The organism is Mesorhizobium sp. B2-3-15, assembly GCF_006442875.1.
In the GTDB taxonomy this organism is placed as follows: Bacteria; Pseudomonadota; Alphaproteobacteria; order Rhizobiales; family Rhizobiaceae; genus Mesorhizobium; species Mesorhizobium australicum.
The window spans coordinates 485,555-507,482 of record NZ_VFVO01000002.1; the positions used below are offsets into that span (position 1 = coordinate 485,555).

At 62.6% G+C, this 21,928-nt stretch carries 16 protein-coding genes and 1 tRNA gene; 11 read left to right on the forward strand and 6 right to left on the reverse strand.

Going from position 1 to position 21,928, the window contains the following annotated elements; all coding sequences use genetic code 11:
* The first annotated feature begins 14 nt into the window (after positions 1-14).
* Positions 15-731, forward strand: a complete 717-nt coding sequence (locus FJ954_RS06315) for an HAD family hydrolase (RefSeq protein ID WP_140660793.1) — start codon at positions 15-17, stop codon at positions 729-731.
* Between the two features lie 70 nt (positions 732-801).
* Here FJ954_RS06315 and FJ954_RS06320 read toward each other — a convergent pair whose 3' ends face one another.
* From FJ954_RS06320 to aceA, 3 genes are all read right to left on the reverse strand, one after another.
* On the reverse strand, positions 802-1,215 hold the full coding sequence (locus tag FJ954_RS06320) for a response regulator (protein WP_167331149.1): 414 nt from the start codon (positions 1,213-1,215) through the stop codon (positions 802-804).
* 269 nt (positions 1,216-1,484) lie between these two features.
* Complete coding sequence (locus tag FJ954_RS06325) at positions 1,485-1,727, reverse strand: hypothetical protein (RefSeq protein ID WP_006202762.1); 243 nt, start codon at positions 1,725-1,727, stop codon at positions 1,485-1,487.
* Positions 1,728-1,783: 56 nt separating this feature from the next.
* Entirely contained in the window at positions 1,784-3,073 is a 1,290-nt protein-coding gene (gene aceA / locus FJ954_RS06330; protein ID WP_023772829.1) for an isocitrate lyase, read from the reverse strand.
* A gap of 225 nt (positions 3,074-3,298) precedes the next feature.
* Between aceA and FJ954_RS06335 the strand changes: the two genes are divergently transcribed.
* From FJ954_RS06335 to FJ954_RS06365, 7 genes are all read left to right on the forward strand, one after another.
* Positions 3,299-4,747: an XRE family transcriptional regulator gene (locus FJ954_RS06335; RefSeq protein WP_140660794.1), complete on the forward strand. Its 1,449-nt coding sequence runs from the start codon at positions 3,299-3,301 to the stop codon at positions 4,745-4,747.
* Positions 4,748-4,894: 147 nt separating this feature from the next.
* Positions 4,895-5,794 (forward strand): DUF2167 domain-containing protein, encoded by a 900-nt coding sequence (locus tag FJ954_RS06340; RefSeq protein ID WP_140660795.1) that lies wholly within the window; start codon positions 4,895-4,897, stop codon positions 5,792-5,794.
* Positions 5,795-5,970: 176 nt separating this feature from the next.
* Positions 5,971-6,924 (forward strand): DMT family transporter, encoded by a 954-nt coding sequence (locus FJ954_RS06345; RefSeq protein WP_015316311.1) that lies wholly within the window; start codon positions 5,971-5,973, stop codon positions 6,922-6,924.
* Between the two features lie 328 nt (positions 6,925-7,252).
* Complete coding sequence (locus FJ954_RS06350; RefSeq protein ID WP_023772832.1) at positions 7,253-8,350, forward strand: polyamine ABC transporter substrate-binding protein; 1,098 nt, start codon at positions 7,253-7,255, stop codon at positions 8,348-8,350.
* A 76-nt stretch (positions 8,351-8,426) separates the two neighbouring features.
* Positions 8,427-9,569, forward strand: coding sequence for an ABC transporter ATP-binding protein (locus FJ954_RS06355; RefSeq protein ID WP_015316313.1), 1,143 nt, complete (start codon positions 8,427-8,429; stop codon positions 9,567-9,569).
* Between the two features lie 9 nt (positions 9,570-9,578).
* Positions 9,579-10,547 carry an ABC transporter permease subunit gene (locus FJ954_RS06360; protein ID WP_140660796.1) on the forward strand — a complete coding sequence of 323 codons (969 nt, stop codon included), beginning with the start codon at positions 9,579-9,581 and terminating at the stop codon, positions 10,545-10,547.
* Positions 10,544-11,362: an ABC transporter permease subunit gene (locus FJ954_RS06365; protein WP_015316315.1), complete on the forward strand. Its 819-nt coding sequence runs from the start codon at positions 10,544-10,546 to the stop codon at positions 11,360-11,362. Before FJ954_RS06360 ends, FJ954_RS06365 begins: the two co-directional genes overlap by 4 nt.
* 26 nt (positions 11,363-11,388) lie before the next feature.
* On the opposite strand, the gene FJ954_RS06370 is transcribed toward FJ954_RS06365, so the two are convergent.
* On the reverse strand, positions 11,389-13,242 hold the full coding sequence (locus tag FJ954_RS06370; protein WP_140614648.1) for an AsmA family protein: 1,854 nt from the start codon (positions 13,240-13,242) through the stop codon (positions 11,389-11,391).
* Between the two features lie 204 nt (positions 13,243-13,446).
* On the opposite strand from FJ954_RS06370, the gene FJ954_RS06375 reads away from it, so the two are divergent.
* The gene (locus FJ954_RS06375; protein ID WP_140660797.1) at positions 13,447-15,405 is read left to right on the forward strand and encodes an acetoacetate--CoA ligase; all 1,959 of its coding nucleotides are present in this window, start codon (positions 13,447-13,449) and stop codon (positions 15,403-15,405) included.
* A gap of 246 nt (positions 15,406-15,651) precedes the next feature.
* Here FJ954_RS06375 and FJ954_RS06380 read toward each other — a convergent pair whose 3' ends face one another.
* Entirely contained in the window at positions 15,652-19,548 is a 3,897-nt protein-coding gene (locus FJ954_RS06380) for a PAS domain S-box protein (protein ID WP_140660798.1), read from the reverse strand.
* Between the two features lie 248 nt (positions 19,549-19,796).
* On the opposite strand from FJ954_RS06380, the gene FJ954_RS06385 reads away from it, so the two are divergent.
* The gene (locus tag FJ954_RS06385; RefSeq protein WP_015316319.1) at positions 19,797-20,255 is read left to right on the forward strand and encodes a phasin; all 459 of its coding nucleotides are present in this window, start codon (positions 19,797-19,799) and stop codon (positions 20,253-20,255) included.
* Positions 20,256-20,606: 351 nt separating this feature from the next.
* Positions 20,607-20,683, forward strand: a tRNA-His gene (locus FJ954_RS06390).
* Positions 20,684-20,900: 217 nt separating this feature from the next.
* Here FJ954_RS06390 and FJ954_RS06395 read toward each other — a convergent pair.
* Entirely contained in the window at positions 20,901-21,920 is a 1,020-nt protein-coding gene (locus tag FJ954_RS06395; protein WP_140660799.1) for an NAD-dependent epimerase, read from the reverse strand.
* Between the last annotated feature and the right edge of the window lie 8 nt (positions 21,921-21,928).

Consider the following 21,928-nt stretch of genomic DNA (forward strand, 5'->3'; position numbering starts at 1 on the left):
TCGAGAAGCCGGCGATGAGATCCAGCAACGAACTGACCACGATCGGCTTCGACGCCGACGACACGCTTTGGCAGAACGAACGGTTCTTCCGCATGACGGAAAAGCGCTTTGCCGCCATGCTGGCCGATCATGGCGAGGGCGAGCAGATCTCGGCTCGACTGTTGGAAGCCGAGAGGCGCAATCTCGCGATCTACGGTTTCGGCATCAAGGGATTTACGCTCTCGATGATCGAGACGGCGATAGAGGTCACCGACGGGCGCGTGCCGGCTTCCGTCATATCGGAGATTCTCGACGCCGGCCGCGAGATGCTGGGCCATCCGATCGAGCCCTTGCCGCATGCACGCGAGACGGTCGAGAAGCTCGCCGGCACCTTCCGCCTCGTGCTGATCACCAAGGGCGATCTGTTCGATCAGGAGCGCAAGCTGGCTGGCTCCGGGCTGGGCGAGTTGTTCTACGCCGTCGAGATCGTCAGCGACAAGACCGCCGCGACCTATGCGCGCCTTTTCAACCGCCATGGCGATGGCCCGGCAAGGAGCATGATGGTCGGCAATTCGCTGAAGTCGGACGTGGTGCCCGCCATCGAGGCCGGCGGCTGGGGTGTCCATGTGCCGCACGAATTGACCTGGGTGCTCGAACATGTGGAGGCGCCGGTCGCCGAGCCGCGTTTCCGCCAGATATCGGATCTCAGCCAATTGCCCGCGCTTGTCGAAAGCATCAGGAACAGAGTTTGATCGTAGACCTCCGACTGCTTTTTTCGCGCAATTCTGGATGGAAAAACGGTTTTCGCCTTTTGGAATCGTTTTAGCGGCCGGTCAGGCGATCGATGACCGGTTGCAGCCGTTCGGGCGTGATCGGCTTGGCCACCACCGCGTCGACAACATGCGCCAGGCCCAGGCTCTCGGGCGTGCCATTCTTGGTTGAAAGCAGGATCACGGGAGGAAGTGCCTTGCCCGCGGCTCGCCGCAACGTGTCGATACTGGACATCAGCGTGTCGCAGTCTTTGTTGTCGGGGCCACCATCGAGGACAACCGCCCCGGGGATAAGCGAACGTAAGGTCTTCACCGCCATTTCAGGCGATTCCGAGATTGGTTTGAGCCCGGAACGCTCGACGATTTTAGACACCACGACGCGATTGATCGGCGACTTCCCGACAACAAGCACCCGCGAAGGATCTCGGATCGTCTCAATGTTTGAACCCCGGGTCACCCGATTCAGATGTTTTGTACTCTCCCCCTCGTCACTCACTAGGCACCCAAGTCGGCCAAGAATCTTGCCCCTATTTCAATGCAGAGTTGAATCTGCGGACAATTGGCGTGAGATCGCACCCTATGTCAAGTTGAAATAAAAGACTTCTGAAACCGTCTCCCACACAGTGGATTCAAGCAACAGTACTGTACTGCCCTGTCCATAGCTTGGTTGCGTGAAAATAAAATTCACCTACGCATACGCGGCGCGGGCAAATGGCCGGTTGTAGCGCTTCCGGGTCAGCCATGGCTTTGTTGTGTAACGATGACCGGGATCAGCAGGTCGCCCCAATTGCCGTCGCCGCCATGGTGCCTCGCGGAGCGCACGAGCTCCACCGAGACGCCCGCCTCGACCGCCTTCATCACCGATTGGTTGAGCCTGTGCAGGTCGTTGGCCAGCATGCGGATTGTCGCCTGCTGGTCGACGCTCATCGTGGTCGATTGCTCTTCGGCCCGTTCCTTGACGCGGCTTATCGATGCCATTGGTCTTCTCCTGTGTCTGAGGCCCTGTTGGGCGTTTCCTCTGTATTTCCTGGTCGCTATTCCGCGGCCGGCTTGAACTGCGCGTGCTCGGTCGATTCATGCATGGCCGTGGTCGACGACCGGCCGCCGGTGATCGCCATAGAGACCGCGTCGAAATAGCCGGTGCCGACCTCGCGCTGGTGCTTGGTCGCGGTATAGCCATTGGCTTCCGCCGCGAATTCCGCTTCCTGCAACTCGGAATAGGCCGCCATCTGCCGCGCCTTGTAGCCGCGGGCGAGTTCGAACATGCCGTAGTTGAGCTGGTGGAAGCCGGCCAGCGTGATGAATTGGAACTTGTAGCCCATGGCGCCCAGTTCCCTCTGGAACTTGGCGATCGTCGCGTCGTCGAGATTCTTCTTCCAGTTGAACGACGGCGAGCAATTGTAGGCGAGCAGCTTGCCTGGATGGTGCCTGCGCACCCCCTCGGCGAATTTCTTGGCCTGCGCCAGGTCGGGCTTCGAGGTCTCGCACCAGATCAGGTCGGCGTGCGGCGCATAGGCAATGGCCCGCGCGATGCAAGGCTCGATGCCGTTCCGGACCTGGTAGAAGCCTTCCACCGTGCGGCCGGCATCATAGTCGACGAAGGGCTGGTCGCGTTCATCGATATCGGAGGTCAGCAGCTTTGCAGCTTCCGCGTCCGTGCGTGCCACGACCAAGGTGGGCGTGGCCATCACGTCGGCCGCGAGCCGCGCCGCGTTGAGGTTGCGGATATGCGCCGCGGTCGGGATCAGCACCTTGCCGCCGAGATGGCCGCACTTCTTCTCCGACGCCAACTGGTCCTCGTAATGGACGCCAGCGGCACCGGCCTCGATGAACGCCTTCATGATCTCGAAGGCGTTGAGCGGACCGCCGAAGCCGGCTTCCGCGTCGGCAACGATCGGTGCGAACCAGGTCTCCACAGAAAGCCCCTTGCCTTCGGAGGTTTCGATCTGGTCGGCGCGCTGCAGCGTGCGGTTGATGCGCTTGACCAGTTCGGGCGCCGCATTGGCCGGATAGAGCGACTGGTCCGGATACATCGCCGAGGCGGTGTTTGCGTCGGCAGCGACCTGCCAGCCCGACAGGTAGATCGCCTTCAGCCCGGCGCGCACCTGCTGCATCGCCTGGTTGCCGGACATGGCGCCGAGCGCGTTGACGAAGTCCTCCTCGTGGATGAGTTTCCACAGCCGGTTGGCGCCCATTTCGGCAAGGCTCTGACGAATCTGCACCGAACCGCGCAGCCGCTTCACGTCCTCCGGCGAATAGGGACGTTCAATGCCGTCGAAGCGACCTTCAGGCGCCGAGGGGACGAGGTTGTAAAAATCAGTCATTGGTCACTCCGAAGATTTCTGCACAGCCAATTCTCGGGCCGCTTCTATGTGACTGAATTTACATTTTGGCGCCGCATGAGCTAGAAAAATCAGCAGAACCGAGTGGATATAACGGAAAATCTGTGTTTGTGTTTGACAGCAAGGCACTGTAAATTTGTCAATCCTGTAAAGCGAAGAGAGGCGGGATGCAGCTGGCGGCGTGTAAACTCCTGTCAAGAATTGGCGATGGCTGACCAGAAGATTTTCGCTGGGCCGCGCATCCGCCGCATCCGTGGCGCCAAGGGCCTGACCCAGACGGCGATGGCCGAGGGGCTCGGCATCTCGCCGTCCTACCTCAACCTGATCGAGCGCAACCAGCGGCCGCTGACGGTGCAATTGATCCTGAAGCTCGCCTCCGTCTACAAAGTCGATCCGCATGAGCTTCAGGGCGAGGCAAGGGGATCGGTCGCTGCCCTCAAGGAGGTGTTCACCGATCCGCTGCTGGTCGGCGAACTGCCGGGAGACCAGGAATTGATCGAGTTTGCCGAGGCGGCGCCCAACGCCTCCGCCGCGGTGATAAAACTGTTCCGCGCCTATCGCGAGCAAGCCGAGCGGCTGTCCGATCTCAACGAGCTTCTGGCCCGCGAGGGCCGGGCGACCGCCCTCTCTGGCGCCCGCCTGCCGATCGACGAGGTGCGCGAGATTTTCGAGCGGCGACCGAACCATTTCGCCTCGCTCGAGGAAGAGGCCGAGGCGTTCACGTCGGTGCTCGATCCCGGCGACGACCTGCTTGGCGCCTTGAAGGCATGGCTGAAGCGCGAATACGGCATCGTGGTCAAGGTTCTCCCGGTCGCCACCATGCCGAACTGGCGCCGCCGCTACGACCGCCACTCGCAGCGCCTGTTCCTGTCCGAGCGTCTGTCGCCGTTCGACCAGTTGCGTGAAGTCGCGATGGAGGCCTGCCTTATCCGCATGTCGGTTGCGGTCGCCAGTGAGATCCAGGCACTGAGGCTGACCACGGACGAGGCGCGCCGCCTTGCCCGCTTCGAACTCGGCCGCTACGCCGCCCATGCGCTGATGATGCCCTATCTGCCCTTTCACGCGGCGGCCGTTCGCTCACGCTACGACATTGATGTCCTGCGCTCGCGCTTCGGCGTTTCCTTCGAGCAGGCGGCAAACCGGCTGACCATGCTTCAGCGGCCAGGTGCTTCCGGCGTGCCCTTCTTCATGCTGGAGATCGACAATGCGGGAAACCGCTTCCGCAAGGCCGGCAGCCAGGGCTTTCCGCAAAGCCGCTTCGGCGGGGGCTGTGCCAAGCTTCCCGTGCATGTCGCCTTCACTCAGCCGGGCCAGATATTCGTCGAGGCGGTGGAAATGCCCGACGGCGCCGAGTTCCTGTGCATCGCCCGCACGCTGGAGGGGCCGCAAGGCGCGTTCTCCGAACGACCCCGCCGCACGGCACTGCTGCTCGGCTGCGACATCGGCTTTCGCGACGACATCGTCTATGGCACGGTGCTGCCTGGCGCGGCGACCGGCGCGAAGATGGGGGCGGGCACCGTCGCGGCGACGCCTGTCGGCCCCGCCTGCCGGCTTTGCGAGCGCGTCGGCTGCCTGGCGCGCGCAGAGCCGCCGGTGACGCGACCGCTCGGCCTCGACGAGATGGTCACCGGCTTGAGTGCCTTCGACTTCCAGTGATGTCGTGGTGACTTGCCGCGCGAAGAAGAAGACTGCTTCCTACTCAGGAAGACAATAAGCCGTCACGCTAAACATAGCGGATGCAATATTGATTAAGCATTGCTGTTAAGATATCAACGACAATCTGTGCAGCGATCGGGGGGATTGATGAGCCGGATAGCTCTTTGGCTTGGTTTGGGCCTTGCCCTTTCGGTCTGGCCCGCTCAGGCGGAAAAATCCTCGGATTTTTTTAAATCTTACCAAGGGTACAATGACGACGGCAAGGCTTTCCTGGACAAAATCGAGCCGAAGATCGGCACGGTGGACCTTGCCGAAGGTGTACACCTGACCCTTGGCGATAAGTTCTATTTTCTTAACAAGAAAGACACCGCCTCTGTTTTGACAGAAGCCTGGGGCAATCCTGCCAGTTCCGCTGCCGATTCGGTCGGCATGATCTTTCCGGCCAAATATGATCCCATTGCCGATGGCAATTGGGGCATAGAGTTGCGATGGGAGAAGATAGGCTATGTCGATGATGGCGACGCCGCATCCATCGACTACGGCGAGTTGCTGCGCACCATGCAGGCGGACACATTGTCAGGCAACGATCAAAGGGCAAAGGATGGCTTTCCTCCCATTACCCTGATCGGCTGGGCCTCGCCGCCAGTCTACGACTCGGTCAACAAGCGTTTGCACTGGGCAAAGGAACTGCAATTCGGAGACGATACCGTCCACACGCTCAACTACGACGTCCGTTTTCTGGGTAAGGAGGGCGTTTTTGTGATGAGTTATATCGCTACGGTGGAGCAATTGCCGGAGATAAGGCAAAGCCTGGACGAAGTCCTTGGCCTCGCCGCCTTCAATACCGGCAAGAAATACACTGATTTCATACCCGGCTCCGATACAGTTGCGGCAGTTGGCATTGGTGGCCTCATAGCGGGAAAATTGGCGGCGAAGGCGGGCCTTCTGGCCGTGGCGCTCATTGCGCTGAAGAAATTCGGTTTGATCTTGCTGGTTCCCTTGGCCGGAGTCTGGCGCTTCATTCGCGGCAACAAGCGCACGTCGTAGGCGTCGCCCAAGCGCTGCTGACTGTTGTCGGGCGCGCCGGTAGGGTGCCGGCAGTGCGCCAAACGGAACACTGCACTGGATCACGCCTCGCCAATGCCTTTGCGGTACGCGAACAGGGTACGTTCTTGTCGTCTCCTGCGCATCGTGCCGTCCTCAAAATCTCGACAGTCGCGCCCATGACCGACACCACATCAAGGCAGATCGCCACGTCCGCGGCCATCCCGCTGCGCGAGGAGCGCATCGGCTTCCTTCTGGTGTTCCTGTCGGCGCTGATGTGGAGTTTCGGCGGCACCATCGCCCGGTTCATCACGGTCGGCGACAGCTGGACCGTGATATTCTGGCGCTCCGCGTGGGCTGCCGTCTTCCTGCTTTGCTTCATGGTCTGGCGTGACGGCTGGCGCGGCATGCTGAAATCATTCCGCGACATGGGCCTGCCAGGCATTGCGGTGGGGTTCTGCTTCGCCATTGCGTCGACCTCGTTCGTGGTGGCGCTTGCCTATACCACCGTCGCCAATATTCTTTTGATGCAAGCCGGCGTGCCGCTTCTGGCGGCCCTGTTTGCCTGGGCGCTGTTCCGCGAAAAGGTAACCGTCGCGACCTGGATAGCAATCGTCGCCGTCATCGCCGGCGTCGCCATCATGGTGTCTGAATCTGTTGACGGCGCCGTCTCGCCCATAGGCGATGGACTGGCGCTGCTGATCGCGTTCATGTTCTCGATCGCCACCGTCATCACCCGGCGCTTCTCCAGCGTGCGCATGACGCCGGCGACGTGTCTCGGCACGATCCTTGCGGCGGGCTTCGCTGCCTCGCAGGCCTCGACGTTCGCGGTGTCGGTCGGCGACATGGGCTTCCTCTTCGTCTTCGGCGTGGTCAATCTCGGCCTTGGTCTTGCTTTCTTCGCCACTGGCGCGCGCTTGATCCCGGCGGCTATCGCGGCGTTGCTCGGCACGTTCGAGCCGATCCTGGGGCCGATATGGGTCTGGCTCATCCATTCCGAGGTGCCGTCCGGGCGCACCATCGTCGGCGGCGCGGTGGTGGTCACGGCGCTGCTTGTCCATATTGGGCTCGAATTCAAGCGTCAGGCGCGGCCGCAGCGGGCTGGGGTCACCGGGGTGCCTTCGCCTAATTGATGCGGGCGCCGAAGCTTTGCCCATTGACAATGTCGCTGCCACCCGGGCAGGCTGGGAACACGGCAACAACAAGACAGGCGTATCTTGCCAAGTCTCCCCGGCGGCCCGATCGAGACCGGACCACATTCTAGTATCTCTGACCGCACGGCGGCGAAAGCTTCTGACGGCATCGCAATTCCTTCCCGCCCCGACCGTGCGGGCGGCCGTCGGCGGCGTGCCGAATGGCGGCCGTCGACCTCTGGAAAGCTCAACAGTCTAAAGCAAATGCCCGGCCTCGCGAGCATGTCGCGACGCGCCGGCAATGGAACACTCACCAAAGGAGAATAGCATGATCCGCAAAGCACTCTGGCTTTCGGCAACCTCGGTATTTCTGGCGCTTTTGACGCCCGCCGGTCACGCCGCGGACCGCGTCGTCAACGTCTTCAACTGGTCGGATTACATCGACAGTTCGATCATCGATGATTTCACCAAGAAAACCGGCATCAAGGTCGTTTACGATACGTTCGATTCCAACGAGATCCTCGAAACCAAGCTGCTCGCCGGCGGCAGCGGCTACGACGTCGTCGTGCCGAGCGGCAATTTCCTGGCCCGCCAGATCCAGGCCGGTGTGTTCCAGAAACTCGACAAGTCGAAGCTGCCGAACCTCTCCAACATGTGGGACACGGTTACGGAGCGCACCGCCAAATACGATCCCGGCAACGAATACTCGGTCAATTACATGTGGGGCACGGTCGGCATCGGCTACAACACCAAGAAAGTGCAGGCAGCGCTCGGCACCGACAAGATCGACAGCTGGGATACCTTCTTCAACCCCGATAGCCTGGCCAAATTGAAGGATTGCGGCGTCTATGTGCTGGATTCTCCATCCGACATCCTGCCGGCGGCGCTGAAGTACCTCGGTCTGGACCCCAACAGCACCTCGCCCGACGACATCGCCAAGGCCGAGGAAGCTCTTCTCAAGGTCCGTCCCTATATCAGGAAGTTCCACTCGTCCGAATACATCAACGCACTTGCCAATGGCGATATCTGCCTGGCGGTCGGCTGGTCGGGTGACGTGTTCCAGGCTCGCAACCGCGCGGTCGAGGCCAAGCAAGGCGTGGAAATCGGCTATTCCGTGCCGAAGGAAGGCGCCCAGATGTGGTTCGATCAGATGGCGATCCCCGCCGACGCGCCGCACGTCGCCGAGGCGCTTGAATTCATCAACTACATGATGACGCCGGAAGTGATCGCCAAGTCGTCGAACTATGTCCTTTATGCCAACGGCAACAAGGCATCGCAGCAATTCGTGGACAAGGCGCTGCTCGACGATCCGTCGGTCTATCCGGACGCCGCGACCTTGCAGAAGCTCTATACCACCCAGCCTTACGATCCCAAGACCCAGCGCATCGTCACGCGCAGCTGGACCAAGATCGTCACCGGCCAGTAGGCAATCCGGCGCGACCCCGGCAGCCAACTGCCGGGGTCGATTTCTTTTGGGGAATAAAAAAGCACGGAGTGGGGATATGAAATCGCTTGGCAGCATCCGCAGGGACTTCGCGCCATGGAACGACCCGAACGCCAAGCCATATATCCAGTTCGACAATGTCACCAAGAAGTTTGGTGACTTTACCGCCGTCAACAATCTGTCGCTGACCATTTTCGAGCGTGAATTCTTCGCTCTGCTTGGCGCATCGGGTTGCGGAAAGTCGACGCTGCTCAGGATGCTTGCCGGCTTCGAGGAGCCGACGGCCGGGCGCATCCTGCTCGACGGCCAGGATCTGCGCGGCATTCCGCCCTATCGCCGGCCGGTCAACATGATGTTCCAGTCTTATGCCTTGTTCCCGCATATGACCGTCGAGAAGAACATCGCCTTCGGTCTCAAACAGGAAGGCATGCCGAAGCCGGATATCGAAAAACGCGTCGCCGACATGCTGAAGCTGGTCAAGCTCGAGCAGTTCGCCAAGCGCAAGCCGCACCAGCTTTCCGGCGGCCAGCGCCAGCGCGTCGCGCTTGCCCGCTCGGTAGCCAAGCGACCGAAGGTGCTGCTGCTCGACGAGCCGCTCGGCGCGCTCGACAAGAAACTGCGCGAGGAAACTCAGTTCGAACTGATGGATCTGCAGCAGGAGCTTGGTCTCACCTTCGTCGTCGTCACCCATGATCAGGAAGAGGCGATGACGATGGCCGATCGCATCGCCATCATGGATAAGGGCGAGGTGATGCAGGTGGCGACGCCGCCGGAAGTCTATGAAGCCCCGACCTCGCGCTTCGTCGCCCATTTCGTCGGCAACGTGAACATGTTCGAGGGCAAGGTTGCCGAACAGGCGGCCAACACGACGCGCATTACAGGTCCAAGCGGAGCTCAGATCGTCGTCGAGAACGGTGGCGCGGCTGCGAAGGCCAATGCGGATATCGTCTTCGCCGTCAGGCCGGAGAAGATCAGGGTCTCGTCTAAGAAGCCGGCCGATGCCGTCAACGCGCTGGAAGGTGAGGTTTACGACATCGCCTATCTCGGCGACATGACTGTCTATCACGTCAGGCTGGACGACGGGCAGATCGTGCGGGCAAGCGCCTTGAACGCGGCCCGTGTGACCGAGGATCCACTGACCTGGAACGACCGTGCCTGGGTGTCTTTCCGGCCCGACGCCGGCGTCGTGCTGGCACGGTAGGGGACGGTCATGTCCAACATCGCCGTTACCGATGCCGCCGCGCCACCGACCGCCGCCAATCCGTTCCTGACGCGGCTCGGTGCCGGCTTCGTCAGCCGGCTCGTCATCATCGTTCCCTATCTCTGGCTGCTGTTCTTCTTTCTTGTCCCCTTTGTCATCGTCTTCAAGATCTCGTTGTCGCAGACGGCTATCGCCATGCCACCCTATACGCCGGTGCTCGATTTCAGGGACGGCGTTTCCGGTTTCTTCGCCGGCTTTCGCGACCTCAACTTCGACAATTATGTCTGGCTGACGCAGGACGCACTCTATTTCAAGGCCTATCTCACCAGCGTCGTCATCGCTGCCATCTCGACGGTGCTGACCCTGCTGGTTGGCTATCCCATCGCATATGGCATGGCCCGCGCTCCGGCGACAATCCGCCCGACATTGCTGATGCTGGTCATCCTGCCGTTCTGGACGTCGTTCCTGATCCGCGTCTATGCCTGGATCGGCATCCTCAAGCCCGAGGGCCTGCTCAACCAGCTGCTGTTGTCGCTGCACATCATCAACCAGCCGCTGGTGATCCTCAACACCTACACGGCCATCTTCATCGGCATCGTCTATTCCTACCTGCCGTTCATGGTGCTGCCGCTTTATTCGTCGCTGGAAAAAATGGACTATTCGCTGATCGAGGCAGCCAAGGACCTCGGCTGCCCGCCGACGTCAGCCTTCTGCAAGATCACTTTTCCGCTGTCGCTGCCCGGCGTCATAGCCGGCTGCCTGCTGGTGTTCATCCCTGCCGTCGGCGAGTTCGTCATCCCCGATTTGCTCGGCGGCTCGCAGACGCTGATGATCGGCAAGACGCTGTGGAACGAGTTTTTCGCCAATCGTGACTGGCCGGTGTCGTCGGCCGTTGCCGTCATCCTGCTGCTGCTGCTGATCGTACCGATCGTGTTGTTCCAGCATGCCCAGGCCCGCGCGCAGGAGCAGGGCAAATGAACACCACCTGGAGCCGCTTCAACATCACTTCGATCACGCTCGGTTTTGCCTTTCTCTATTTGCCGATCGTGCTGCTCGTCGTCTTCTCCTTCAACGAGTCCAAGCTCGTCACCGTCTGGGGCGGCTTTTCCACCAAATGGTACGTATCGCTGTTCCACAATCAGGGCCTGATGGACGCCGCATGGGTGACCATCCGCGTCGGTCTGATTTCAGCGACCGTGGCCACCGTTCTCGGCACAATGGGGGCCCTGGCGCTGACCCGCTACACACGCTTCCGGGGCAGGGTCCTGTTCTCCGGCATGATCTTCGCACCATTGGTCATGCCTGACGTCATTACCGGCCTGTCGCTGCTCCTGCTGTTTGTCGCAATCGGCATGGATCGCGGCATGACGACCGTGATCCTCGCGCATATCACCTTCACGATGTGCTTTGTCGCTGTTGTCGTGCAGTCGCGGCTTGTCAGCTTCGATCGCTCACTGGAAGAAGCCGCCATGGATCTCGGCGCGCCGCCTGTGAAGACCTTTTTCCAGATCACCCTGCCAGTCATTCTGCCGGCGATCGTGTCCGGCTGGATGCTGGCCTTCACGCTGTCACTGGACGACCTGGTCATCGCCAGCTTTGCTTCGGGCCCTGGCGCCACCACGCTGCCGATGAAGATCTACAGCCAGGTCCGCCTCGGTGTGACGCCGGAGATCAATGCCGCCTGCACCCTTCTGATCGCGATCGTCACGGTTGGCGTCATCATCGCTTCCGTCGCCAATAAGCGGCGCGAGGTGCAGCGGCAGCTTGACGAGCGGGCCGCGCAACGCGGTTAGAAGCGTTTCAACTGAGGGGCCAGGCCTTATTCGCCCGAAACGCCGCGGCTGATGGGTGAAATGAACGGCGTGCTCCAGGTTCCGCCGACGAAAAACGACGACTGGTTGGGCCCCTGCTGGCCGCTCTTCTGCGTTGCTGGCTGATCCGGCTGGATGACACCGCCCGACAGCGCCAGTCCGCGTCCTGCGTAGGATGCGATGCCGGAAAGCCAGATCTTGTATTTCGCCGAATTGGCCTCGGCCTTGTCCAGTCTGGCCACGCCTCGCGAAATGGTTGCCTTCACTTCGGCGCCATCGATGGGCAGCGTCCCGTCCGAGACATCGTCCAGCGCGAAGAAGCCGCCCTGTTCGGTATGCTTGAGAAAGGCCGGCAGGTTGAACTTGCTGAGCGCGCCAGGGCCAAAGGTCGCCGAGACCGAGCCGTCGGCGTTCTCAAAAACCGAATCCCAGGTCCTTCCCGGTCCCTTGAGGATGACCGAGACGGTGCCCGTGCCGACCGGCACCAGCCGGGTCATCCCGGCCGCGGTGCCGAACGCGCCGCCATCGACATCGGAGGCCAGCAGCCGGATCTCGACCTGGGTGCCCTCGGGCTTGCGGTCGAAACGAAGGCTGGTCTGGATGTTGCCGCCGAAGGCGGAGGCGTCGGAGATGTCGAAGACGGAAAGGCCGTCCTTGACCTGCGCGGTGGCCGCGACATCGGCAAGCTGGATGCTCCCCGCCGTGGCATGCGCCGCCGATAGCCTGAGATCGAGGTTGACCCGGTCGGCGAAACTCGTGTCGATCTGACCTGGTTCGCCGCTGCTCGCCGGTCCCAGCGACGTGAAGGCGGATAGAAACGACCTGAGGTCGAGCGTGTCGAAGGCAAGCGTGCCCGAGATCACCGGCTGTGCCTCGCCAAGCGACACGTCCAGCGCACCCATGCCCGGATTGTTGTCCAGCGCCAGCGCCGTGTTCTCGAACTTGACGCGTCCGGCCGATGCCGTGACCTTGCTCGAAATGCTGACCGAGCCGATCGCGGCGCTCGGCGCGATGCCGGCCTGCGACCATTCCAGTACGCGGCGCAGCGAAGGAGCGGCGAATTTTACCTGGCCGTCGAAATAGGCGTTTTCGGACATGCTGGCCGTGCCGTCGAAGGAGAAGGTGGCTGGCGCCGCCTTGAAGGACAGGGTCAGCGGCGCCATGCCCCCGGCAAACAGCACCAGCGGCCTCGGCGAGGCGGCGTCCACGGTCACGCTTTCGCCACGCCAGATCCCGGTCGCGGACAGTGTCGCATTGCTGTTCATCGCCGCCCAGTTGGCCTGGCCGCTAAGACTGCTCAGGATCTCTTCGTCCTTGCCGTTGACGGACGCCACCATGCGGCCGTCCCTGAACTCCACTGTGCCGAAAGTATCGGCCGGCAGCTTGTCGAGGTCGGGCTTGGCGGGGTCGGCGTTGACCAGGCCACGGGCCGCATCGATGGAGCGCGCGATGCGCCCGCCGGTCGGCGCCGTGGGCAGGAACAGACCGTCCGCCGTGCGCTGGACCCGGATCGTCGGCCGCACCAGCCGTGCCGTGGAAAACACCACATCGCCCTGCAATGCCGCCATGGCCGAGAGGTCGACCTCGACCCGTTCGGCTTCGACGACCGGCGGCGCATCGCCGTCGGTCCATTTTGACAGCGTCACATCGGTCAGGATCGCGCGGAAATTCGGCCAGACCTCGATTCGTGGCGACCCCTCGATGGCAACCCGAAAGCCACTCCAGGCGCTCAATTCCCACGCGATGCGGTCACGCACGATCCGCGTCGAGGCGATCAGCGGCAGGGCCGCGACCACCAGAGCGATGACGATCGCGGCAGCGCCGATCGCCCATACTCCGCGGCGGATCAAGGATGATGGCATATAGCCCCGTATGCTTCCATTCCGACAAAAACGAGCGTCCGACGGGTATAACCCCTGTCGTCACTACGACTTAGGGCCGACGCATTTCAAGTCTTTATGGCCCGGCGATGGCATTTGCGCACACCTGACCGCATCGGCCCAACAAAATCTTGCTCTGCCGCGCAGCGATATGCATAAGCGATGGCGACCGTGGGAGGATCGATCATGGCTGGCGAACTACCGCTCTGGACCCCGACGCAAGACCAGATTGATGCCTCGCCATTGACCGCTTTCATGAAGGCCGCGGCAGCGAGTACCGGCAGTCCATTCTCGTCCTATGCCGACCTCCACCTCTGGTCGGTCGAGAACCGGGAGGCGTTCTGGGGTCTCGTCTGGGATTTCTGCGGTCTTGAAGGCGACAAGGGTGAACGACTGCTGCTCGACGGCGAGAAGATGCCCGGCGCCTCTTTCTTTCCGGACGCATCTTTGAATTTCGCCGAAAACCTTCTGAAAAAGACCGGCGCTGGCGAGGCCATCGTCTTTCGCGGCGAGGACAAGGTCGAGAGGCGGCTGTCGTGGAATGAACTGCATGGCCTGGTCTCGCGCCTGCAGCAGCTTTTCCTGGCGCTCAAGGTGAAGAAGGGTGACCGTATAGCGGCGATGATGCCCAACATGCCCGAAGCCGTCGCCGCCATGCTGGCGGCGGCCTCCATCGGGGCGGTGTGGTCATCCTGTTCTCCCGATTTCGGCGAGCAGGGCGTGCTCGATAGGTTCGGCCAGATCGAGCCCGTCATCTTCATCGCGCCGGACGGCTATTGGTATAATGGCAAGGCGATCGAGGTCGCCGACAAGGTCAAGGCGGTCGCGGCCAGGCTCGGCGGCGTCCGCAAAGTCCTGCTCGTCGACTATCTTGGCACCTCCGCCGACGTGGCTGATACCATCGACAAGGCAGTGGCGATGGAAGAGGCCCTGTCGCCCTTTGCCGTCAGGCCCGTCACCTTCGAGCGGCTGCCGTTTTCGCATCCGCTCTACATCCTGTTTTCGTCCGGTACCACCGGCGTTCCCAAATGCATCGTCCATTCGGCCGGCGGCACGCTCATTCAGCATGTCAAGGAACACCGGTTGCATGCCGGCCTCGGCGATGGCGACCGCTTCTTCTATTTCACCACCTGCGGCTGGATGATGTGGAACTGGCTGGTTTCGGGCCTCGCTTCCGGCGCCACGTTGTTGCTCTACGACGGTTCTCCCTTCTATCCCGACGGCAATGTGCTGTTCGATTTCGCCGACGCTGAGAAGATGACCTTTTTCGGCACCTCGGCCAAGTTCATCGATTCAGTGCGCAAGGCCGGCCTCAAGCCGATCCGCAGCCATGATCTGTCGACGATACGCGCCATATCCTCCACCGGATCGCCGCTTTCGCCCGAGGATTTCCGCTTCGTCTATGATGGCATCAAGAAGGACGTGCACCTTGCCTCGGTGTCCGGGGGCACCGATATCGTCTCGTGCTTCGTGCTCGGCGTGCCGACCCAGCCGGTCTGGACCGGCGAGATCCAGGGGCCGGGCCTCGGCCTCGCCGTCGACGTCTGGGACGATGACGGCAAGCCGGTCCGGCAGGAGAAGGGAGAGCTGGTGTGCACCAGGGCTTTCCCGTCCATGCCGATCGGCTTCTGGAACGATCCCGACGGCAGGAAATACCAGGCGGCCTATTTCGAGCGTTTCGACAATGTCTGGTGCCATGGCGATTTCGCCGAATGGACCGATCATGGCGGCATGGTCATCCATGGCCGCTCCGACGCGACGCTCAACCCCGGCGGTGTGCGCATCGGCACGGCCGAGATCTACAACCAGGTCGAGCAGATGCCGGAAATCCTGGAGGCGCTGTGCATCGGCCAGGATTTCGACAATGATGTGCGCGTCGTGCTGTTCGTGCGGCTTGCCGCCGGCGTCAAGCTCGACGACGATCTCGAAAAGCGCATCCGGGCCAAGATCCGCAGCGGCGCCAGCCCACGCCATGTTCCGGCCAGGATCGTCGCCGTCTCCGACATCCCCCGCACCAAGTCGGGCAAGATCACCGAGCTTGCGGTGCGCGACGTGGTCCACGGCCGCGCCATCAAGAACAAGGAAGCGCTGGCCAACCCGGAAGCACTGGAGCTGTTCCGCGACTTGCCGCAGCTCGCGCGGTGAACGCGGTCGGCATGGTTAACGAAAGATGTCGCACGAATTTACCTAGATTTCACGAGTGGTACACATTCGTAAATTTTTTGGCGACCCGGTAAGGACTTGTTAAGGCCCGGCGTCGATAGTCGCACGTAACTTGAGGGAGAAATCCCGTTCCTCAGCCCCGAGGATCTGAATTCAGCTCAAGCCCCCGTTGTGACAGCAATCCAATTTCCTAAGGCGTCCTTACCGGGCGCCTTTTTTCTTGGCTTGCTATTCCGCGAGCACCCGGGTCGAGGGAAACGCAACCTCCACCAGCGTGCCTTCGCCGGGCGTCGAATTGATGGTGAAGCGGGCGCGGTTGGCTTCCACCATCGCCTTGGTCAGCGGCAGGCCAAGGCCGGTGCCGTCGCCGCGCCCACGCTTCAGCGCATTGATCTGCTTGAACGGCTTCAGCGCCTGCTCGATCTCGGCCTGGCTCATGCCGATGCCGGTGTCGCGGACCCGCATGACGACGTCGCCCGAGGTCTCGTAGGCGGTCGAGACGATCACCTGGCCGCCGGCCTGGGTATAGCGCACGGCGTTGGACAGGATGTTGAGCGCGATCTGGCGCACGCTGCGCAGGTCCGCCACCACTTCCGGCAGCCGCGAGGCGAAGCTGGAGCGGATGATGACGCGTTCGCGGTTGGCCTGGGGCTGCATCATCGCCACGGTTTCGGCCAGTGTATCGTTGAGCGACACCGCCTCATAAGCCATTTCCTGCTGGCCGGCCTCGATCTTCGAGATATCCAGGAGGTCGTTGACCAGATCGAGCACGTGGTTGCCCGAGCGGTTGATGTCGCGCAGATAATCGCGGTAGCGGTCATTGGCCACCGGCCCGAACTTCTCGTCGACCATCAGTTCGGAAAAGCCGATGATGGCGTTGAGCGGCGTGCGGATCTCATGGCTGATGCGGGCGAGGAAATCTGTCTTCTGCGAGGAGGCGCGTTCGGCCACCGCGCGCGCCTGGGTGAGATCCTCTTCGGCTCGCTTCCACTGCGTGATGTCGCGCACCACGGCACAGAAGCCGCTGTCATTGGGCAACCGGCCGATGGTCATGAACAGCGGGATGAAGCGTCCCTGTGCTTCGCGGCCGATCACCTCGCGGCCGTCATTCAAGACGCTCGCCACACCAGGCTCCGACAGGCCAGTGAGATAGTCGCGCGCCGCGCGCTGGCTCTCGATGGCAAACAGCGAGGCGAAGGGCTTGCCGGTCACCTCGTCGCTGTCGAAACCGAACAGCGCCTCGGCCGGGCGGCTGATCGAACGGATGGTGCCGTCGCTGCCGATCAGCACGACCCCGTCGGTAGCTGTGTCGATGATGGTGCGCATCTCGGCGATGCGTGCCTTGAGCTCGGAAATGTCGGGCTGCGTCGGCTCCTCGCCGATCGCATGCGCTGCCGCGGGGGCATCATCCTCGCCGGAACGGCGAACGACCAGCATCAGGGCCTTGCCGTCGCGCCAGGGCACGGAGCGCAGGATGGCGTCGATCGGGAATTCCTGCCCGTCGCGCGTCTTCAGCCGCAGCGCCCGGTCGCTGCCGTCGGAGGCGCCGTCATCGGCATAGGGATCGGCAAACAAAGCGCCGAGGCCGCCCGCATCCTCGAGGTCCTCCAGCGTCGCGTACCTGGTCAGGTCGAGGAATTCCTCGTTGGCATAGTGCAACTGGTCGCCTGAATGGATGATCAGCGGCACCGGCAGCTTGCCGAGCAGCGATGTATCGGGCGTCTTGTTTTCTGTGCCGACGGAAAAAGCCGACGGCATGAACCCTTCGGTCTTGAGCGGCGGTACCTGCAGCCGTGGCGGCTGGATGAGCGTCTCGGCCGCGTGATGCGTGCCGCCGGTTCCGCCGGTGGCCGCAATCGCTTGATCGCCGGATGCAGTTGCTGCGTCGCCGGCCCAATCCTCGTCATCCTCGGCGTCGCGAAAATCGTCTGACGTCATGCTGTCGTCATCGGCCGGTGCTTGGGCAGGTTCTGCCTGGGCCGCAGCCTCGCCATCCTCGGCCGTCGCCGCCTCTTTGTCGCTATCGTGGGCGGCATAGTCGAGCAGGGAGCCCGAGGCCCCCGGCGGCGGGGATCCGGAGGCCGGCGCCTGTTGTTCGGCCTGGTCCGGTTGCGCACCGTCGAGCCGCGCCAGATCCCTCTGATCCTCGGCATCGCTTGGGGAAAATTCGCCCGCATCCGGCTCGTCTTCCGCATCGGGCGCTGCCATCTCATGCGCCGGGCCGCTCGCCGGTTCTTGGCTCAAGCCTGCTGGTCCGGCATTCGGGTCGGCGATATCCGCCTGCGGCTTCGCATCGGCCTCCGGCTTGGCCGCGTCGTGCGGCCCGGGCAAGGACCCTATTCCGGCACCTTGTTCCGCCTGCCTTGCCGGCTCGGCTGCCGCCGGCGGCTCTGCCGTGGAACTGTCTTTTTTCAGCCGCTCGCCGATCTCGCGGAATGCGCTGCGTTCCAGCGAGGACAGTCCCTTGTCGTTGGCCGGCTGCCGGTGTTCGGCCAACCGGATGACCTTGTCGGCAAAGCGCCGCTCCGGTTTCGGGACGATGGTCAGCGCCGGCACTTCGCCCTTGAACGGATCCGATGCTTTTGGTTCTTCGGCCTTTGGGTCTTCCGGCATTGTCTCCACGGTTTTCGGCTTGGGTGCCGCCGGCATCTCGCCATTGGGCACCAGGGCCATGCCGATCGCTTCCGGATCGACGACCGCATCCCCGCTTCGCGCGACGCCGAAGCCGCGAAAGCCTTCGAAGGCGCGGCCGCGCCCATAGACAGGCAATGCCGCCAGGTCGACAGGGATCTTCAGGTCGGTACCGACGACCGGCCACAGCACCGAGCGGCCGGACCAGGTGTCGCGCCGCTCCAGCAGGCCGGAGATCTCGCCGGATGCATCAAGGCCGAAGGCCGCCGCCACATCTCGGAAGCGCCGGCCGATCACGTCGGCGGCCGGATGGCCGACGATATCGGCGAATTCCGGCGACAGGGCGCTGAACTTACCCTCGGCGTCGGTCCGCCAGACAAAACGCAGCGGTGCGGCCGAGCGGTCTATCGTCCGGGTGGCCATGGTCGCGGTCGGGGCTACGGGCGAGGTGGCCTCGTCTTGCTTTACGCTGTGCGCCGCAGCTTCGGTGCCGACCGCCTCTGCCACGCGTTTCGGTTCCGGCGCGGCTGGCGCGTCGTCTTCTCCGGCATTGAAATACCAATGATCGTGCTGCCCCGGCGTGCCGGCCGCCGGCTGATCATTGTCGGCGGCAGCGGGTGTCGGCCCGGCCGGCTCCTCGATTTCCCGCGCTGTCGGCTCCGGCATCTCGCCAGCCATGGGTTCGGAAGGGACGTGTTCGTGCTCGGTCGCGGCAGCGACGGGCAACTGCTCGCTCGCCTCTGTCGCGGCGGTTCCCACCATCCGAACGCCAACCTCCTCGGCAGGGCTTTCCGTGGTCGCGGGCGAACCGTCTGCCGGAGCCGCGCTGTCCTCGAGTTGGTCCTCGTCTATCACCACCAGCAGATGCCGCTCCGGCGTCAGCCGGGCGAGACCGGCGGGGTAGGAGGTCCTGCCGCCCGGAACGAGGCGCTTGACGATGCGCTCGCCCTCGGCCGCGACGTCTGCCACCAGGGCCGCCAGTGTCGCGGGCTGGATGCCGAGCGCCGAAAATCCCTCCGAGGCGGCCTCGACATTGCCCTTGGCATCGATGAAGGCGATGAAATGGCCGTCTTCGGTAAAGCCGCTGATTGCCCGGCCGGCGATCTCGGCGGCACTGCGCGAGCCGGTCTGCGCGGCCGGCACCGCCAGCATGATGGCATTCTCGCCGTCGGGTAGCGTCACGGCACTGGCAAGAAAGCCGACGGCGCGACTGGTCATGCCGGTCGCCAGGCGCACGGTAATCGATCGATCGACGCCGATCTGGGGAAAACCACTGGTCGCCATGATCTGGCGGCGTGCGGCCAGCGGCAGCCGCGCCGAGACCCCAATGATCGCTTCGATGTCGGGATAGCCGAACATGGCGGCGCCCGGCCCGTTGGCCCAGATCACCTGCTCGAGGTCCACCGACAGGATCGCGATTGCGTCGCCGGCGGCAAACCGCTGGCGGACCGCGTCAAGCACGGCGACGTCGAGGAAGGAATATTCGGACGGCATGCGCTTGGCGAACCCTCACGGAGCGGCGAATTTGCAGTTAACGCTTTGTTAATAAAAGCCGCAGCCACGAAGGTCCACAAGCCAGAACGTGCAAAGGCTGAATTTTGGCCGTTTGGTTAACGGCCGAAAACATTTTTTTGTGCACTGCAACAAAGATATTGCAATGCACAAGATTTGCCTTTATATTGCCATCATACATGAACGAGACGGCTTTCTGTCAAAGCCGCTGCCGCTGAAAAGGATGGAAAATGTCCAGGACCAAGACCGCCGAGACGATCGAAAACGTTGAATTCCCGAGCTTCGACGCTTCCAAGGCCACCGACCAGATGCGCGCTTTCGCCGAAAAGGGCGTTGAGCAGTCGAAGGAGGCCTACGCCAAGCTCAAGACCGGTGCCGAGGAAACCCAGAAGGCCCTGGAGTCGACCTACGAAACCGCCAAGGCTGTTTCCAGCGACCTGTCGCTCAAGACCATCACCGCGCTGCGCGCCAACGCCGAGGCCGGCTTCTCGCATCTCGAAGCCCTGATCGGCGCGAAGTCGCTGTCGGAAGTCATCGAGTTGCAGACCGCGTTCCTGCGTAAGCGCGTCGAACTGACCGTCGAGCAAGCCAAGGACTTCCAGGCCGTTGCCTCCAAGGCGGCCGAGGACGTCTCGAAGCCGATCAAGACCGCCTTCGAGAAGGCGATCAAGGAAATCAAGGCCGCCTAACAAGTACGCATCGTCCGCGGATGCAACAAAAGGTCGCATTTTGTCGGACAAATAGATGTGAGACAGTGGCGACCGAGCGAATACCCGGCGAGTGGAACCTCCTCCCTCTGCTCTTCGGGGTGACCAGCCAGCACCTCCTCCCGCTGGCTCGTAACAGGAAAAGGCCGGCACCTCCTCCCGCCGGCCTTTTTCTTTGCCCGGCGAAAGGGGCGCCGCTGTAGGGAAGTGGCCTTTGCTTTGCAAAAGCCTTGAATTAGAATTCATAAGCCCGTAAGGACGCATCGCCGAACGAAAGAGCGGATCGCGGAGAGTGAACCTTCCACCCCGATCCTGCTACTAACGTTAAGACGTGCCGTTGTAGCTCAGATGGTTAGAGCGCCGGATTGTGGATCCGGAGGTCGCTGGTTCGATCCCAGCCAACGGTACCACTAGCACTCTCCCCATAACCGGTCGAAACTATTGGAGAAGGTTTTTCCAATAGCGGGTCCTTTCCTGATTGCATCGCCTTCGATGCTGCGCCCCTTGCTCTCGCGCACCGCAACTTTCGCGGTGTTCCGGCGCATCAGTAAGTGATGGCTCGACCCGCAAAACCACGCCCCGCTCTTAAACAGTCGGCTGCGGCCCGGGCCTCGCGAACCCGACCCGTCAGCTGTAGAAATCCTGGTACCACTCGACGAACCGCCCCACCCCCTCGGTGACGGAGGTGCGGGGGCGATAGCCGACCGCCGCCTGCAGCGCCGAAGTGTCGGCGAAGGTGTCGGGCACGTCGCCGGCCTGCAGCGGCAGCAGCTCGATCACCGCCTTGCGGCCGAGCGCGTTTTCCAGCGCCTCGACATAGGCGGTCAGCTTCACCGGATTGTTGTTGCCGATGTTGAAGATTCGCCAGGGCGCGCTGCTGGTCGCCGGATCCGGACGGCCGGAATCCCAGGCCGGGTTGGCCGCGGCGGGGCTGTCGCTGGCACGGATCACGCCCTCGGCGATGTCCTCGACATAGGTGAAGTCGCGCGTGTGGTTGCCGTTGTTGAACAGCTTGATCGGCTCACCGGCCAGGATGCTCCTGGTGAACAGGAACAGCGCCATGTCAGGGCGGCCCCAGGGACCGTACACGGTGAAGAAGCGCAGCCCCGTGGTCGGCAGGCCGAACAGGTGGCTGTAGCTGTGCGCCATCAGTTCGTTGGCACGCTTGGTGGCGGCGTAGAACTGCAGCGGATGGTCGGCCGGCCGATGCTCGGAAAACGGCATGTCGGTGTTGGCGCCGTAGACGCTCGAGGTGCTGGCATAGGTCAGGTGCCCGACACGGCTGCCGCGGCAGGCCTCGAGCATGTTGGTGTAGGCGATAATGTTGCTCTCGACATAGGCGCGCGGATTTTCCAGGCTGTAGCGCACGCCGGCCTGGGCGGCGAGATGGATCACCCGGTCGAAGCCATGGTCGGCAAAGCAGCCGTCGACCACGCCCCTGTCGGCGAGATCGCCGTGGATGAAATGATAGCCGGCATTGGTCTTGCGGCTCGCCTCGTCCAGGAGCCGCAGCCGCGCCTGCTTGATTTGCGGGTCGTAGTAATCGTTGATGCTGTCGATGCCGACAACCTCGTCACCGCGCTCCAGGAGCCGCCTGGCGACATGATAGCCTATGAAGCCGGCAGCGCCGGTGACCAGTACCTTCATCAGAAGGC